Here is a 17,276-nt window from a genome sequence, read left to right as displayed (position 1 = left end):
ACGAAAATATCCTTTGCTAATTATACTAAATAGTTTGAAAATGTAAACCTTTTTTACTTATTTTTTATTGCGGTAAGTATTTATATATTTTTTCTAGTAATTTTTGATGACTACGGCCATCTTTTCTTTGTAAAAATGAAACTAAATCACTAGCAAAACTGTCAGGCTCATCAATATATTGGTTAATTTTAGGGTAAAGACTGCCTAATACCAAATTCACTTCTCCCAGCATTAATGGCAACTGACTTGGACTATTGTGAAATTTGCTTCCAATGCTAGAAATAATTTCACGGTACTTAGGTTCTTTTTCTAGAAGCAGTGTATTCGCCGGAATAAAGCTCTCCATCTGGCCTATTACCCAAATTTCAAACTTTTCTTCAAGTCCCAAGCGAACTAGATCTTCACAAAGTGACAACCTAACAGCAAAATCTGGCGTTGGATCTAATAAGACGCTTCGTGCAAAAGCTTTAAAATTAGGCAGGTTTAACTTATGTAAACTTTCATAATCCAACTGAGTAACCTGTTCTCGTTGTTTAAAGTTTTGCATAATCTGCCGCTGTTTTTCTTCAGAAGCTGGTTTTACCTTTTCTGATAAGTCCACTCCAACAAGATTTTTTAGTTGTAGAGCTTCAATAAAAAAATTATTTTTAGCTAGAATTTGACAGTAACTTTTAAATACTCGCTGATCAGAAAAAAGATCAGGCTCCTCTTTAATTAAAGCATATGCCTGATCTTCTTGTTTATTAGCGCAATAGAGTTTGCAGAGTTTCAAAATAACGTCCAATGAATGCTCTCCACGTAATGCTTCTTCTAGATTTTGAATAGCTGCTTCGAGATCTCCCTTACGCTCATCTTCTTCAGCAAGTTTCAATAAATTTTGTTGGCTTACTGATGTCATTTTTAGTCTTTCTTATTACTTTCTTTTTTCTTATTTATTTTTGTTTTTTTATTTTCGTCTTTGGCATGGTTCTTATTGTCATTTTGTGCTTTTTCATTGCGTTTCTGCATAGCACGATGACGGTTTTGATTTACTTCCATGACCACGGGCAAGATCACTGGACGACGGTTAGTTTTCTTGTATAAAAACTTCTCCAAATCACCGCGGATATCTTGCTTCAATTCACTCCAATCAAACTTTTTGTGTTCAAAATTGGCCTGAATTGCTTTTTTAATTACATCAATTGAATCACTCATCAACTGGCGATTAGCCTTGATATAGACGAAACCACGACTAGTGACTTTTGGCTCTGCAATAATCTTTTTCTTCTTACGGTCAATTGTAACAACCGCAATAAAGATTCCGTCATCTGATAGGACCTCACGATCACGTAGCACAATATTACCAACATCACCAACACCAGAACCGTCGATCATGGTATCTTCACCTGGTACTGGGTCAGTTAAGAAGAAACGCTTCTGCTTAAAGTCATATTCAAGACAGTCACCATTCTTGGTAATATATATATCTTTAGGATTCATTCCAGCTTTAATAGCCAAATCACGTACTACTTCAAGTAAACGATATTCACCAATTACTGGAATTAAGAATTTTGGCTTCAAGGTTGTAATCAAAAGTTGCAGATCACGACCAGTTGCATGCCCACTAGTATGTATATTTCTGCCTAACTGGATAACCGTACCGCCAGCCTTATATACCAAATCACTGGTTTCAGCTACCATCGTTTCAACCGCATGTGACGGAGTAGTTGCAATAAAGACCAAATCGCCCTTATGAATCGTAATCATACTATGACGCTTCTTAGCCATTTTTTGTAATGAGTTAAGTGGTTCACCCATACGCCCAGTCTCTAATATAACTGTCTGCTCATCTGGCACAGTCTTCAGATCCTTAACTCGCATCAACAAGCCTTCAGGCACATCTAAATAGCCTAATTTCATTGAAGTTCTAACAATCTTAGCTAGATCGCGGCCAGTTAATAAGACGCGTTTCCCTGTTGCTGCTGCAGCATTTAAAACTTCTTGAACACGATTCAAGTTAGAGGCTTTAGCAGCTACGATAATTCTGCCTTTAGCATTTCTGAAGACATTAGTCACAAATTTACCAATATCTTGTTCAGATGCATTAGGGAAAGATGCTTCTGCATTAGATGAATCACTTAAAAGCGCTAAAACGCCCTTTTGTTCAATTTCAGCTAAGCGATCCATATCAGTCCGATAATTTAACGCAGCTGTTGGATCAAATTTAAAGTCACCAGTATAAACAATTTCACCTGCTGGTGTATGTACATCTATTCCAAGTGAATCAGGAATTGAGTGTGTCGTATGGAAGAATGAAATACTTGCATTCTTAAAATCAATTTCAGTATCTGCATCGATTACGTGGAACAAACTATTCTTACGGCGTTTGTTTTCGCGTTGTACTTCAATTTTAGCAAGTTCGATACTCAATTGTGAACCAAATACTGGAATATCGTATTTACGCAAAATGTATGGCAATGCACCAATTGAATCAGCATGCCCATGTGTTAAAAAGATACCTGCTACTCGATCTCCGTATTGTTCAAAGAAATCAAGGTCAGGAATTACTACATCGATACCAAATAAAGAACTATCAGGGTACTTTAATCCGGCATCAAGAACAAAAATTTCATCATTAACTTGAACAGCAAACATGTCTTTACCCTGTTCACGCACACCGCTCAAGATCATAATTTTGATTTGATCAGCCATTATATTTCCTTTTCTATCTAATTTTTAATTCTTATGGATCTATCGATCTCAACGTAAAAATAATCTGTTTCAATTTTAGCATAAAGAATAAAATTATGACAGAGACAAAAAAAGCCAGCCTTTTCGGCTAGCTTCATTATTCAATATTATGTGAAAATTAACGACGAAGACCTAACTTCTTGATCAATTCACGGTAACGGTTAATGTCGTTGTTTTCAAGGTAACGAAGCAAGTTACGACGGTGACCGATCTTCTTAAGCAAACCAACGTATGAGTGGTGGTCATGCTTGTGACTCTTCATGTGATCAGTCAAGTTGTTGATATCAGCAGTCAAAAGAGCAACTTGAACTTCAACAGAACCAGTGTCACCTTCGTGAGTTGCGTATTCCTTCATAATCTTTTCTTTTTCAGTCTTTGAAATTGCCATAGTTAAATTCACCTTTCATTAAATAATTGCCGTTAACAACGTTTATCGTCGGCGTGAACAAATAAACAGCGTCAGCGGTTCACAACAGTCATAATCATACACATTATTTTTTAAAAAAGCAAGCGGAAATTACCTTGCATCCGTGATATTTCTTAAGTATAATGGATGAAGTAAATTTCTAAATCATTGGAGGTGAATTTCATGCCACAAATCAAATCAGCTATCAAACGTGTTAAGACTCAAAACGCTACTAACGAACGCCGCGCTTCTGAATTAAGCAAGTTAAGAACTGCTATCAAGAAGTTTAAGAACGCTGTTGAAAGTGATAGTAAGGAAGACGTCTCCAAGTTGCATTTAGAAGCTGAACGTGCTTTGGATAAGGCTGCTTCAAAAGGCTTAATCCACAAGAACAAGGCTGCTCGTGACAAGAGTCGTTTAAACAAGTTAGCAAACAAGTAAATCTTACTTATTACTAATAATAAAAAGAGGAGATCTGCAGCGATCTCCTCTTTTTGTATACTCTTAGACATTTAAGATAAATAATTTCAAAAAATTATCTTCTCGGTAAGTTCCATTTTTATATTTAAATTCTAAGTCGATTGCATCCCTTAATAAATTTTCTAGCTTGTCTATCTTCAACCGATTACGTAGGGCTAACTTAACCCTATAGGGATGAACGCCTAATTCTTTTACAATTTGTGGTTCGCTACGACCTCTTTGTGCTAAGATCTTAACGACCAAAATCAATTCTAATTGATTTTCAAAGACCGCTAATAATTGAATTGGATTAGTCCCTTCACGTAATTGATTATCTAAGCGCTCAACTGCTTCACGGTAATTCTTATCTAAAGCCGACTCCAAAATAGCGAAAATATTTTGTGCTAGGGACAAATCTACATTTTGCATTACTGATTTTTCAGTAATTTTGTTATCGGTAGCTACCATTTTTAGCTTTTGATAATTGCTTAAAATAGTGTCAATTACCTGATCACTTCGCTCAATTAGCAGCTGTAAAGCTGACTGTGTGATTATATATCCCTCATCTTTGATCAAGGCTTTAGTCGTTGAAGCAACTTCATAGGGCCTAATTTGTGGCTCAACCACATTGAATTGCTTTAGAACAGTTTTAGTCAGTTTTTTACGCCTATCAATTTTTTCATAAGAAGCAACAATTACTACTACATCTTCTAAATCAGCTAAGTTTTCAAAAATTTTTTGTAAGTCATCAATTTGTTTCTGTAATTTTTTAGATACCTTAGCTGTTAAAAAGAAAGGATTTTTGACTACAATAAATTTCTGTTCACTAAATAAACTGGATTCAGTTAAGCTCGCAATCAATTCATCTAAGCCATCGCTTTCGCAATCGACAGTCACGTGCTCCAAATCTTTAAAGCGATCTTCCTTGGCATATGATCTAACCAAGTAATCATTGAGAAAGTCATCTGCACCCCAAATTAAGGTATGTGGATTATTGTTATTTGTATTTTTAAACAAAGAAAGTAAGGTCATTTTTTATCCCGCTTTAAAAAGTAACTAAATCTAGGACTTTGCAGTCCGCCATAATACCAGCTAATCATACCACAGTCTTGCGTTGAAACCCATGGTATTTGTTGTTGAGTTAGTGTCGTTAGCGTCTCTTGATGGGGGTGCCCGAACCTATTTTTTCGACCAGCAGAAATAAAAACTTGCTTAGGATGGATTGCACGTAAAAAGTCTGGATTGGATGATGTTTTACTGCCATGATGACCCAATTTAAAATAATCTACCTGAAGTTTCATCCTCTGCATAATTTCCTTTTCACCATCTTGACCTAAATCTCCTGTAAACAACCAGTTCTTATTCGCTACCCTAAAAAGCAAACTCAGGGAATCTTCATTCTTTCCTTCTCCTGCTTGATATGGATAAACCACATTAAATGTAATCTGCGGTTCTTTCACCTGCATTCCTGCAAGTAACTCCACTAATTTGGTATCTTTTACACGACCATCTAATCTCTTTTGAAAAGATGGATTCTTAATTAGTCCTTCGGCCATAAATAATTTCTTAACATTAACCTGCTCTAGTAATGGTCCTAAATCACCAACGTGATCGGCATCTTGATGCGAAACAAAGACTCCGTCAATCGTATTAATTCCCTGACTTTTCAAAAATGGAATAGTAATTCGATCAATCTGAGGTGTCTGCTTTTTGCCACTAAAGTTTAGTTTCCCACCAGTATCAATTAAATATACCTTGCGAGGAAATGGCGTAGTCACTAGAATACTATCTCCTTGGCCCACATCAATGAAGGTTACTTGCCCTCGCAAAGGAAAATGAATCATGCTGAAGAAAATTACATACAAGCTCAACAAGCCCACCATAATTTTCTTACTATTAAAGCGCCAGTTAACTTTTTCTCTTAAAGAAACAATTAAAATAATCGTTACTATTAATAGCAACAGACACTGCCACCAATTAATTTGCCCAAAAGTTAGTAGTCCCAACTTAGTAGCAGATAATTGCCCAATGATTTTCTCACCTAATTCAAGCACTTTTTCTAATACCGGAGCAAAATCTTTAGTCAGACCAAACGTCACAATATTGAAAAAAGCAATTGGTAAAACTATCCAATTGAAATATGGCACTACTAACATATTAAAAATTACAGTTAAAAAATTGACCTGATAAAAGAAAAGCAATAGTAATGGCGTTAATAAAATATTTAACAAAATTGCTTGTTTAAAACTGCCAAACTTATCAGTTAACTGTAAACCCAATGCCAAAATATAGCTCAATAAGGCTCCAGTTGCCAGAAATAAACGCGGTACTACTAAAAGATGTAAAATGCAGGTCAATCCCAGCAGATCTATCGACGCAACATGATATTTCTTAAACTTACAAATTTTGCCTAAAAAGTAGGTTAAACTCGCTCTTACAAAGCCGGCTTGACCATTGCTTAGAAAAATACCTAGCAATAAAACCAATGTACAGCAGACAAAAGTTTCTTCATCCGTCAGTTTCAAGTTAAAACAAAATACGCTAATTAATAAGACATAGATTCCAACATGTAAGCCTGAAATGCTTAACAAGTGAATAACACCCAAATCTCGATAATTATTTAGTATTTCTTGATTTTCTTGAGCATTATTTTCACCCAAGATTAATTCACTAGCGAAAAAGCCTAACAACTGTGGCATCTTGGCAAAATAGTTCTGCAATTCAAAACGTAATTGATGCAATTGATCCCCAAAATCAGTAATCGGTAATAGCTTCATTTGACAACTACTGTATTTCAATTTTTGGTAAATCTGTTTTGCCTGATAATAATTCTGAAAATTAAACTCACCAATATTAGTTGCTGGCTCAATTGAATTGCATTCCCCATTAATTTCTGTCACTAAAATAGGGTTCCCATGCTTAAGCAGTTCTTTTTGAGCATCTGTTACCTTGCCACTAATTAAAATTTTACCTTGAGCAAAATTACCCACACCTGTTAAGTAGTCGTCTTTAATTCTTACCTGATCAGGGTAAATTCTTAATTGGCTCTGCTGGGTTAAAACAAAATTGGTTTTTGATTTACTTAAAAAAATTAGTAATAGAAATGCCCCAACTATTAGACTAACTATTTTTAAACTAACTCGATATTTTTGTACCAACAGTAGCAAAAAGTAACCCAGAAAAAATAAAGCTACTATTTTTTGCACCATTGTTGTACAAGAAAAAGCCAAAAAAGAGATTGTAATTAGCAACAAAGCGGTTATTAAGTAAAAGCCAACTTCATTTTTAAACAGCCAATTGATCTTTAAGGCTCGCAAAAGTCTTTTCTCCTATTCCTGATACCTGCATTAAATCTTCTATCTTTTTAAAAGAACCATTTTGTTCACGATAAGCAATAATCTGTTCTGCCTTTTTTTGACCAATTCCAGTTAACTTTTGTAGTTCCGCTACATTAGCAGTATTTAAGTTGATCTTAGTGCCATCCCCTTGATTACTTGGGCTACTGCTACTAGTACTCCCACTATTTTGACTGTTATCAGCTAATCCTGCAGTTGCCACATTTTCAACCTTTTCACCCTTGTAAGGAATATGAATTTTATCTTGATCCTTAAGTAAAGTAGCGCGGTTAATAGCTTTTAATTGTGCTCTAGCAGTAGTACCTCCAGCCGCCTCAATTAACTCCTGCAGACGAGCACCATTTTTCAATGTATATACTCCCTGATGCTTCACCGCACCGGAAATATCACAAGTTACAGTCTTAGAAACGGTTGTTGAACTACTGCTAGTCACTGCATTAGTATTAGTGGTTGCACCTGAACTACTAGTGCTAGACTGCATAACTTGATCCTGCACTGCAGCAGCATTTTCTTGATGATCCCCTTTCTTTAATCCATAAAATCCAACTACAAGAATTATTGCACCAATGAGATATACTTTTTTCTCAAGCACAAATTCTTTTACTTTTTCAAAATTCATAAAAATCACCTCTACTATTTATTACGCAAAAAAAGCCCAGAATTTTTTCTGGACTTCAAATTTTTTTGAATTTTTTTAGTAGTGTGTCTTTAGATAGTTTAATGCATCATCAAAAGTGCTCACAGGGACAATTTTCATTTTGGTGTGAATTTTCTTTGCGGTTCTCTTAGCAACTGCATAATTAGTTTCACTTTTCTTCACACTGGTTGAATCAGTCGGCGCAAAGAAGACCTCTGCACCTTCTCTGTTAGCAGCTACCACTTTTTTATCAATGCCACCAATGATTCCTACTTTTCCAGTAGGTGAAATCGTACCTGTTCCCGCAATCTTATGTCCCTTACTTAAGTTCTGCTTGGTAAAGACCTCATAGCTTTCAAGTGTGAACATCAATCCGGCTGAGGGGCCACCGATTTCGCCAGCATTAATTTTTAACTTAGGCTTAGTTTTTACAACTACATGCTCAACTAATTGAATTCCAATTCCTGGCTTATTAGTACCCTTTACCTTAACAATTTTGCCAGTAAAGTGTTTCTCTTGCTTACCACGCAAAACTGAGATTGTTACTCGTGCACCAATTTTTTGTTTACGCAAATAATTCATCATCTCTTCAGTTGACCTGAAACGATGCCCATTTGCGCCTAAAACGGTATCACCAATTTGGAGCTTATTTTTAAAACTAGAATTTTTCTGGACTTCCATTACATAAACGCCTAGATATTTTAAGCTATGCTGTTTACCTGCTTTTTTAGCTGCATAATAAATTGCATTCTGCTGACTTGTTTCCATATACCAGTTTTGCAACTCATTATATTGAGCACTAGTTTGACCTCCTAGCAGCTCCTTGCTTGATACACGCTCATCATAGGGACGAGTAAAACTCCATAGATATTGCAAAACCGGAGCTGGCCGACTAGTTACGCTAACTGTCACCAAATAAAAATTATTCGGACGTTTATTTGATGACTTAATAAACTGGCCCACGGGCATTGCCTCACCAGGATATTCAATATAATAATCGGTCGGCCAAACAGCAAGTACCACTAATAAAACAAGCGCAATTAGTGCCAAGAGCCAATTACGCAAGTGCTTTTTCGATTGATTGTTTTTCTTATTATTCATGTTTTAGCTTCTCTCTCAATGCAATCGCTGCTTTTTTAGGTAAAAACAGACTAACATCTTCATCAAAACGAGCTAATTCCTTAATCATGCTTGAAGCTACAAAAGAATTTTCTGGACTCGCAAAAAGCAAAACTGTATTCACATCTGGAGCCAATTTTTTATTAATCCCAGCAATCTCCTGTTCATAGCGGAAATCAGCACTGTTGCGTACACCGCGCACCATAACTTTAGCATGCAATTCATGTGCTAAATTTACGGTTACTTCTTCCGGTCTTTCTAGCACTTCAATATTAGGTATTTCCCTTAGTGCATCCCTGATTAGATCAGCACGTTCTTCAGGCGTAAACAAGTATTTCTTAGCTGTATTGGTCATCGCAACTACATATACTTTATCAAAAATTTCAGCAGCCTTTTTAGCGGTCTCCACATGCCCATTAGTAATCGGATCAAAACTCCCTGGAAATAAAGCGATTGTCATTATTAGTCCTTTCGATAAATCCTCACAATTGTTTTTCCTAAATGGTGTTCTTTGATCAATGAAAAACCAGTAATTTCACCCAGTTCTGTATGATCATCAGTTTCTGCCACCACAATTGCATGATCATTAAGTAGGTTCGACTTTACCATCTGCAACATGTCCTTAGCGATTTTTTCTTTGGCATAGGGCGGATCAAGAAAAACTAGATCAAACTTTTCATCATCCTCAGAAAATAATTTTAATGCTGCAGAGCTGCGCATATTATAAACATTAAAACGCTGCTCTTCCTTAGTTAAAGCAACATTTTTCTTAATAATTGTACAAGCAGCATGATTAATATCAACCAGACTCGCATGGTCACAGCCCCTTGAAACAGCTTCAATTCCTAAGGCACCACTACCAGCATATAAGTCTAAAACATTACCACCCTGAAAAAATTGTCCCAATGAATTAAAAAGGGATTCTTTCACCTTATCACTGGTTGGTCTTGTCCGATTACTTTTCAAAGTAAATAAATTTCTTTTAGCATATTTCCCTGAAATAATTCTCATTTTAGTTGATTCTCACTTTTTTCTTGTTCAAGTTGCAATTTCTTTTCTGCTTTTTGGGCCATCTCAGCTAATTGATTTTCAATATGTTGGCTATCCAAATTTACTTCTTCTTCAGCTGAAATTTCGACATGATTAACAAAATCCAAATGAGCAATTTGTCCTTTGATTTCATTGCATTCGTTGCGATTAACATAAAGAACACAATATTTCATTTTTTTAGAAAAATAAACAATGTCACCAAAATGGCGCAACTTATATTGATCACTAACTGATTTTAAATAAATAATCAATGCTACCCTTTTAATTAAGTGGGTACTTTCAATTTCTTTATTGATACTCATGCAACTGTTTCATCCTTTTCCTGTAACATTTTTTCATTTGCTGAAACGTTCAGTACTAAACCAATCGCAGCAGTCAAGACAATCATTGATGAACCACCATATGAAATAAATGGCAGCGTAACCCCCGTAATCGGCAACAATCCTAGTACTGCACCGATATTAAAGAATGCTTCTGTAAAAATAATAGTCGTCACGCCAAAACAAATTAATGCGTCGAATTGAGAAACCGCGTGAACCCCAACTTCCATAATCTGCCACATCAAATAAAAGAGTAATCCAACCAATAAAATTGTCAGAATCACACCTACTTCTTCTGCTGTAATGGATAAAATAAAGTCGGTATACGGCTCTGGTAAGTAACCTCGCTTTTGCATACTATTACCTAGTCCTACGCCAAATAATCCCCCATTGTGGATTGCATAATAAGAGTTAACTAGCTGGGCCCCACCTTTTTGCTCTAATTCAAAGGGATGCAAGAACGACATTAGTCGTTGGAATTGATAACTTCTTTGTAAAAATCCAGGATTCCAGGCAACTACAATAAGAAATACAGCTGCCACTAAGATCACAATCCCAGCTAACCAAGTTAAAGCTAATTTAGTTGGAACCCCTGATACTGAAAACATTACCAAAGTGATCATAAATAAAATTGCTGTCCCACCAAAATCAGGTTCAACAATAACCAAGCACATTAAAAAAGCCGCCAAAATTGCTGGGTGTGACAAATTATGTTTGATCTTACCCTTGACTAATTTTCCATCTCTTCTGTCTAGTACATATGCCAAATAAATGACCAGAGCCAATTTAGTAACTTCTAGTGGCTGCAAATTGATAAAGCCCAAGTTAATCCAACCTACAGCACCATTAACTGCCGCACTACTGCCATGAGCAAAACGTAGAAATACTAGCCATCCTAGCATAAGTATACAAATTAATAAAAATCCCCCTACAAACTTTGGATTTTTAAATACTTTGATTCTTAATGCAAAAAACGGAATCCCAAACAAAAAGAAAGCTACTATAGCATAGATTGCTTGCCGTATCCCATAGACATTTGGCTTAAATCCATTAACTAATAAAATATCTGAACTAGCTGAATATACCAAAATTATCCCAACCACTACTAAAATAAGATAGGGAATAAAAATCTGGTAATTAAGATAACGTAATTTTCGACGCACAAGCGTTGCCCCTTTATCTAAATAATACTTTTTTCATTATAAAACAAAAAGATCATCACTTCTATCAAGTGACGACCTTTTAAAATTTATTAAACTATCTTAGTTAGCACGGTTACGCTTCTTATCAGCCTTTTGACGTTCTGAAGTGTTCAAAATCTTCTTACGTAAACGAATAGATTCGGGAGTTACTTCACAATATTCATCATCATTTAAGAATTCGATAGCTTCTTCAAGAGTCAACGTTCTAGGAGTCTTAATAGCAGCAGCGTGGTCCTTACCGGCAGCACGAGTGTTAGTTAAGTTCTTACCCTTAGTTACGTTAACAGCAATATCACGTTCACGTGATGATTGTCCAACAATCATACCTTCGTAAACTTCAACACCAGCACCGATGAATAACTCACCACGTTGTTCTACTGATTGAAGTGAGTAAGTAGTTGATTGACCTTGGTTAATGGATACCAATGCACCATTACGACGACCTGGGTTCCAGTTCTTTACTACTGGCTTATATGCTTCAAAGGTGTGGTTCATGATACCATATCCACCAGTTTGTGACATGAATTCATTATTGTAACCAATCAAACCACGTGATGGAACTAAAAATTCAAGACGAGTTTGACCATTACCAGTTGATTCCATATTCTTCATCTCACCTTTTCTTTGTGAAAGTGAGTCAATAACAGAACCAACATATTCATCTGGAGTATCGATTTGTACTGATTCAAATGGTTCGCACATAGTACCATCAATTTCACGGTAAATAACCTTAGGACGTGAAAGTTGTAATTCGAAGCCTTCACGACGAAGTTCTTCAACCAAAATTGAAAGGTGAAGTTCACCACGACCTGAAACAGTCCAAGCGTTCAATTGATCAGTTGGTTCAACCTTCAAAGAAACATCGGTACGAGTTTGACGAATCAAACGATCTTCAAGCTTCTTAGGAGTTACTTGATCACCTTCACGACCTGCAAATGGTGAATCATTGGCAACAAAGTCCATTTGAAGAGTTGGTGGATCAATCTTAAGAAGTGGCAATGCTTCTGGATGTTCGGCTGATGCAATAGTTTCACCCACGTAGATATCATTAATACCACTAATGGCAATAATATCTCCAGCCTTAGCTTCCTTAATTTCGTTACGTTTCAAGCCAAAGTAACCAAATAACTTAGTAACACGGAAGTTTTGAGTTGAACCATCACGCTTCATAACAGTGATGTTGTCACTAACTTTAACCTTACCACGGTAAATTCTACCAACACCGATACGACCAACATAGTCATCCCAATCAAGCATGGTGATTTGGAATTGTAATGGCTCATCAGAGTTGTCTACTGGAGCAGGAATATTCTTAATAATGGTATCAAAGATTGGATCCATGGTTTCCTTTTGAGTACTTGGATCTGGATCATATGATGAAGTACCATTCAAAGCTGATGCATAAACAACTGGGAAGTCAAGCTGTTCATCGTTGGCACCTAATTCGATGAAAAGTTCAAGTACATCATCCAAAACCTTCTTAGGACGAGCGCCTGGACGGTCAATCTTGTTTAAAACAACGATAGGTTTTACGCCAGCTTCCAAAGCTTTCTTTAAAACGAAACGAGTCTGTGGCATTGGACCTTCATAGGCATCAACCAAAAGCAATGCACCGTCAACCATGTGCATAACACGTTCTACTTCCCCACCAAAGTCAGCGTGACCTGGTGTATCCAAGATGTTGATAGTAGTATCCTTATACTTAACAGCAGTGTTCTTAGACAAAATAGTAATACCGCGTTCACGTTCAATGGCATTTGAGTCCATAGCACGATCTTCCAGATTCATGTGTTCTGGCAAAGTATCAGATTGCTTCAATAATTGGTTAACCAAGGTAGTCTTACCGTGGTCAACGTGGGCAATGATCGCAATGTTTCTTAGATCGTCTCTTCTTTTTTCTGACAAAAGTATTCCTCCCCACTCTTCAATAAAAAAACTGTGACTCTGTCACAGTTTCGGTAACGCATTAGCGCCTTATCGAAGTGCTTTTCTTAAATCTGTATAGTTACGTTAGTGAATTTTACCACCTAACTGCATACGGGTCAACGCTTAACAATCAAGTTAACCCTGGATTTTTTTATGCAAAAACAAGCAAAAACTATTAAACTATGGTAAAAATATAATGTAGATAATAATTTTTAAAAAGGAGTAATTATTTTGATCTTAATGAAAGATATCGTACGTGACGGTGATCCCGTCTTACGTCAAGTTGCCAAGCCTTTAACATTTCCACTTAGTGATCACTATAAAAAATTAGCTGATGATATGATGCAATACTTAATTGATTCACAAGATCCTAAGATTGCTGAAAAGCACCAATTAAGAGCAGGCGTTGGCCTAGCCGCACCTCAAGTAGGTGAAGGTGTACAAATGGCTGCACTTTTAGTTCCTGATGATCAAGGCAAAATTATCTTTAAAGAAGTTTATGTTAACCCAGAGATTGTCTCTGAATCTGTTCGTCAAGCTTGTCTTAGCGAAGGTGAAGGTTGCCTTAGTGTTGATGAAGTTATTAATGGTTACGTTCCCCGCCCTGATAAATTAACCATTCATTACTACACCGTTGACGGTGAAGAAAAAACCATTCGCTTAAAGGATTACCCAGCAATTGTTTCTTCTCATGAAATTGATCACTTAAATGGTCACTTGTTCTATGACCGCATTAATAAGCAGGATCCATTCGCACTTAAAGAAGATACAGTCGTAATTTCTTAATTGTTATTTAACCAAAACAAAAGCCTGCAGATGCAGGCTTTTTTGTATAAAAAAAGTCACTGGTTAACTAGGCCAGTGACTCATACATTGGGAATTAAGAAGATTGAAGAGACTTCTTATAACGAGCAAATGAATTTATTAATCATTTACTACATGATTATCGTACAACTGATGTTATTTTACGTCAATAACATTGACCAAATTTAATCGGTAAAAATCAAAAGAAACATAATTATATACTTAACTTTATAATTATGATAAAATTTTTATAGCTATTGAGTAATTTTTACTCTACATTGAACGTTTATACATTAATAAGGAGAATCATTTATGATCTACAAAGTTTTGTATCAAAAAAACAAGATTGTCAATCCTCGTAGAGAAACTACACAAACTCTTTACATGGAAGCAGACAACATGGTCGAAGCAAGAAGTATGGTTGAGGACAATACCCCCTATAACATTGAACTCATCCAAGAATTAACTGGTAATTCGTTAACTTACGAAAAAGAACATGCTGACTTTAAGTTAACAACGTTCGACAAGAAGTAATAAAGAGTGCGAATTAAAAATAATGAAGTAGCCGTTTATGCAATCGGGGGTTTGCATGAAATCGGCAAAAATATGTATTGTGTTCAGTATCAGGATGAAATTATCATCATGGACTGTGGTATTAAATTCCCCGAAGATGACCTATTAGGTATTAATTACGTTATTTCAGACTATTCTTACCTAATCAAGAATCGTAAGAAAATCAAAGCTCTTGTGGTTAGTCACGGACATGAAGACCATATCGGTGGTATTCCATTTTTGTTAGAAAAAATTCCTGAAATTCCTGTCTATGCGACACCATTTGCCCTTTCATTAATTAGAGGCAAATTGGAAGAACACGGAATTTTAAAGACAACTGAACTACACGAAGAGCATGAGGATACTGTTTTGAAGTTTAAGAAACTTTCCGTTTCTTTCTTTAGAACTACTCACTCTATTCCTGATACTTTAGGTATTGCCGTTCATACACCACTCGGTGCCGTTGTCTTTACTGGTGACTTTAAGTTTGACTTAACACCAGTAATGGATCAACCTGCACCAGATTTTCAAAAGATGGCTCAATTAGGCAATGAAGGTGTACTTGCTCTTCTCTCAGATTCAACTAATGCTGAAGTAACACAATTTACTAAGTCTGAACGATTTGTAGCTAAGTCACTACATAATATCATCACTGGAATCCACGGTAGAATTATTTTTGCCACTTTTGCATCTAATCTTTATCGTGTATCAACTGCTATTCAAGCTGCAATTGATACCGGTAGAAAGGTTGCAATTTTTGGACGTAGTATGGAAAATGGCGTTGATAATGGGGTCGACTTGGGCTACTTAAATTTGCCTAAGGATCTAATTGTTGACGCAGATGAGATCAACAAACTACCACCTGAAAAAGTAATGATTTTATGTACTGGTTCTCAAGGTGAACCATTAGCCGCTTTATCGCGAATTGCTAATGGTACTCACCGTCAAATCAGCTTACAACCTGGTGATACAGTCATCTTCTCCTCTAACCCAATTCCAGGTAACACATTAAGTGTTAACCACTTAATCAATAAGTTAATGGAAGGCGGAGCCGATGTTATTCACGGAAGAGTAAATAACGTTCATACTTCCGGACACGGCGGCCAAGAAGAGTTAAAGATGATGGTTCGCTTAGTTAAGCCTAAGTACATGATTCCTGTTCATGGTGAGTACAGAATGCAGGTTATTCACACCCAGCTTGCTCAACAAGCCGGTGTACCCGCTGAAAACACTTTTGTTTTATCTAATGGTGAAGTTGTCTGCTTTGGCCCTGATGGCGCTAGAATCGCAGGACATATTCCTGCAGGTGACGTTTACGTTGATACTTCTGGTACTGCAGACGTTGGCAACGTTGTTGTTCATGATCGTCAAATTCTTTCTGAAGAAGGTTTAGTTGTTGCAGTTGCTACAGTTGATTATAAGCACAAGCGAGTCTTAGCTGGTCCTGATATTCTCAGTCGCGGATTTGTCTACATGCGTGAATCAACTGAGTTAATTAGTCAAGCGCAAAAGCATGTTTATCATGTGCTTAGAAATGAAATGGCTAAATCAAATAGACCAAAAGAAAGTGACATTAAAAAGGCGATCACCGAAAATCTTTCAGACTTCTTGTATTCCAAGACTGAACGACGGCCTATGATTTTACCAATCATTATCGAAAAGAAATAGTAAAAAAGACTCCTTAGGGAGTCTTTTATTTTAGAAAATGAACAATATGCATAAAAAAATTAAAGTTCAGTTATTAGTTAATGAGGTCGCTGGGAATGGCAATGCTATTAAAGCTGATAAAGAATTACAAGATATACTAAAAGAAATGAATATTCCTTTTAAGCGACAAAAAAGTCATTATCCTGGAGAATTAGTCGTTCTAGCACAAAATTACGCTAATTTACATCTCTCTTCTGAACATGTTTTAATCGTAGTTGGTGGAGATGGCTCCTTTAATGAAGTTTTAAATGGAATAAAGACTTCTAATTATCCTGAGACAGCTATTACTTATTTGCCTGCAGGAACAGGCAACGATTTTGCCCGTGGTGCTGGATTAACCGCAGATCCCAGGCAATTAATCAACAATTTGCTCCGAGATCCTGAACCGGAACAAGTTGATTGTGGTTTTTTCATATCAAATATTAAACAAATTCCTAAGGGTTACTTTGTTAATAATTTCGGTATTGGTTTTGATGCCTTTGTTGTTCATCAGAGTAATCATGAGCAATTAAAAAAACACCTCAATCACTTCAATTCTGGAAATATGATTTATGGCCTAAATATAATCAAGGCACTAATTAAGCAGGATACCTTTACAGTGACTGTTAAAACTAAAAACGAAACTCTTCGTTACGGAGATGCATACTTTGTCACTACTACTAACCATCCCTACTTTGGCGGTGGTTTTGCTATTTTGCCAAAAGCGGACATTTACAGTCACCATCTTGATACAGTAATTGTTGAAAAACCAAGTTTACGCAAGTTTCTCTGGCTTTTTGGTAAGCTGATCAAAGATGGTTCACACGTTAATGCACCAGAATTTCATTATATTGAAGCTAAAGAAATCCTAGTTCAAACCAATAAAAGTGAATATGCTCAAATTGATGGTGAAGATATTGAAAAGCAGCCCTTCAAAGTAACATTTAAAGTTGATCATTTTAATTTATTAAAATGGCGGATTGTAAAATCAAATTGAACACTTCGTTCAAATATTAAAAAAAGTCCATT

At 36.1% G+C, this 17,276-nt stretch carries 18 protein-coding genes; 6 read left to right on the top strand and 12 right to left on the bottom strand.

The window, feature by feature from the left end; translation table 11 throughout:
• Nucleotides 1-64: 64 nt before the first annotated feature.
• The 3 genes from CP352_RS08915 to rpsO all read right to left on the bottom strand — a co-directional run bounded on the left by CP352_RS08915 (nt 65) and on the right by rpsO (nt 3,118).
• Nucleotides 65-898 (bottom strand): tetratricopeptide repeat protein, encoded by an 834-nt coding sequence (locus CP352_RS08915; protein WP_023488143.1) that lies wholly within the window; start codon nt 896-898, stop codon nt 65-67.
• A 2-nt stretch (nt 899-900) separates the two neighbouring features.
• Complete coding sequence (locus CP352_RS08910) at nt 901-2,691, bottom strand: ribonuclease J (protein WP_089143337.1); 1,791 nt, start codon at nt 2,689-2,691, stop codon at nt 901-903.
• Nucleotides 2,692-2,848: 157 nt separating this feature from the next.
• Nucleotides 2,849-3,118 carry a 30S ribosomal protein S15 gene (gene rpsO / locus CP352_RS08905; RefSeq protein WP_005718887.1) on the bottom strand — a complete coding sequence of 90 codons (270 nt, stop codon included), beginning with the start codon at nt 3,116-3,118 and terminating at the stop codon, nt 2,849-2,851.
• Nucleotides 3,119-3,319: 201 nt separating this feature from the next.
• Here rpsO and rpsT point away from each other — a divergent pair, with 201 nt between their 5' ends.
• Nucleotides 3,320-3,577 carry a 30S ribosomal protein S20 gene (gene rpsT, locus CP352_RS08900; RefSeq protein WP_005718885.1) on the top strand — a complete coding sequence of 86 codons (258 nt, stop codon included), beginning with the start codon at nt 3,320-3,322 and terminating at the stop codon, nt 3,575-3,577.
• A gap of 63 nt (nt 3,578-3,640) precedes the next feature.
• On the opposite strand, the gene holA is transcribed toward rpsT, so the two are convergent.
• The 9 genes from holA to typA all read right to left on the bottom strand — a co-directional run bounded on the left by holA (nt 3,641) and on the right by typA (nt 13,184).
• Nucleotides 3,641-4,627, bottom strand: coding sequence for a DNA polymerase III subunit delta (holA, locus tag CP352_RS08895; RefSeq protein WP_005718884.1), 987 nt, complete (start codon nt 4,625-4,627; stop codon nt 3,641-3,643).
• Nucleotides 4,624-6,912 carry a DNA internalization-related competence protein ComEC/Rec2 gene (locus tag CP352_RS08890; RefSeq protein ID WP_065990415.1) on the bottom strand — a complete coding sequence of 763 codons (2,289 nt, stop codon included), beginning with the start codon at nt 6,910-6,912 and terminating at the stop codon, nt 4,624-4,626. The genes holA and CP352_RS08890 overlap by 4 nt, the downstream gene beginning before the upstream one ends.
• Nucleotides 6,881-7,570 carry a helix-hairpin-helix domain-containing protein gene (locus CP352_RS08885; RefSeq protein ID WP_065990417.1) on the bottom strand — a complete coding sequence of 230 codons (690 nt, stop codon included), beginning with the start codon at nt 7,568-7,570 and terminating at the stop codon, nt 6,881-6,883. The genes CP352_RS08890 and CP352_RS08885 overlap by 32 nt, the downstream gene beginning before the upstream one ends.
• A gap of 75 nt (nt 7,571-7,645) precedes the next feature.
• A complete protein-coding gene (locus tag CP352_RS08880) occupies nt 7,646-8,689 on the bottom strand; it encodes a SepM family pheromone-processing serine protease (protein ID WP_089145525.1) in 1,044 nt (347 codons plus the stop codon).
• Nucleotides 8,682-9,167: a pantetheine-phosphate adenylyltransferase gene (gene coaD / locus CP352_RS08875; protein WP_057726406.1), complete on the bottom strand. Its 486-nt coding sequence runs from the start codon at nt 9,165-9,167 to the stop codon at nt 8,682-8,684. The genes CP352_RS08880 and coaD overlap by 8 nt, the downstream gene beginning before the upstream one ends.
• 2 nt (nt 9,168-9,169) lie before the next feature.
• Complete coding sequence (gene rsmD, locus CP352_RS08870) at nt 9,170-9,718, bottom strand: 16S rRNA (guanine(966)-N(2))-methyltransferase RsmD (protein ID WP_065990422.1); 549 nt, start codon at nt 9,716-9,718, stop codon at nt 9,170-9,172.
• Nucleotides 9,715-10,059, bottom strand: coding sequence for a YlbG family protein (locus CP352_RS08865; protein ID WP_005718878.1), 345 nt, complete (start codon nt 10,057-10,059; stop codon nt 9,715-9,717). The genes rsmD and CP352_RS08865 overlap by 4 nt, the downstream gene beginning before the upstream one ends.
• The gene (locus CP352_RS08860) at nt 10,056-11,240 is read right to left on the bottom strand and encodes an FtsW/RodA/SpoVE family cell cycle protein (RefSeq protein ID WP_013086170.1); all 1,185 of its coding nucleotides are present in this window, start codon (nt 11,238-11,240) and stop codon (nt 10,056-10,058) included. Before CP352_RS08860 ends, CP352_RS08865 begins: the two co-directional genes overlap by 4 nt.
• Nucleotides 11,241-11,339: 99 nt before the next feature.
• A complete protein-coding gene (typA, locus tag CP352_RS08855) occupies nt 11,340-13,184 on the bottom strand; it encodes a translational GTPase TypA (protein ID WP_005718876.1) in 1,845 nt (614 codons plus the stop codon).
• A 252-nt stretch (nt 13,185-13,436) separates the two neighbouring features.
• On the opposite strand from typA, the gene def reads away from it, so the two are divergent.
• From def to CP352_RS08835, 5 genes are all read left to right on the top strand, one after another.
• A complete protein-coding gene (gene def / locus CP352_RS08850; protein WP_005718875.1) occupies nt 13,437-13,991 on the top strand; it encodes a peptide deformylase in 555 nt (184 codons plus the stop codon).
• 42 nt (nt 13,992-14,033) lie between these two features.
• The gene (locus CP352_RS11200; protein ID WP_013086169.1) at nt 14,034-14,198 is read left to right on the top strand and encodes a hypothetical protein; all 165 of its coding nucleotides are present in this window, start codon (nt 14,034-14,036) and stop codon (nt 14,196-14,198) included.
• 123 nt (nt 14,199-14,321) lie between these two features.
• The gene (locus tag CP352_RS08845; RefSeq protein ID WP_013086168.1) at nt 14,322-14,543 is read left to right on the top strand and encodes a DNA-dependent RNA polymerase subunit epsilon; all 222 of its coding nucleotides are present in this window, start codon (nt 14,322-14,324) and stop codon (nt 14,541-14,543) included.
• 6 nt (nt 14,544-14,549) lie between these two features.
• Nucleotides 14,550-16,229, top strand: a complete 1,680-nt coding sequence (rnjA, locus tag CP352_RS08840) for a ribonuclease J1 (protein ID WP_035443038.1) — start codon at nt 14,550-14,552, stop codon at nt 16,227-16,229.
• Between the two features lie 46 nt (nt 16,230-16,275).
• Nucleotides 16,276-17,244 carry a diacylglycerol kinase family protein gene (locus CP352_RS08835; protein ID WP_089150638.1) on the top strand — a complete coding sequence of 323 codons (969 nt, stop codon included), beginning with the start codon at nt 16,276-16,278 and terminating at the stop codon, nt 17,242-17,244.
• Nucleotides 17,245-17,276: the final 32 nt, after the last annotated feature.

Source organism: Lactobacillus sp. UMNPBX1 (genome assembly GCF_002554085.1).
In the GTDB taxonomy this organism is placed as follows: Bacteria; Bacillota; Bacilli; order Lactobacillales; family Lactobacillaceae; genus Lactobacillus; species Lactobacillus crispatus.
Note: the sequence above shows the minus strand (reverse complement) of the source record. Positions and strands in the feature narration are given on the sequence as shown.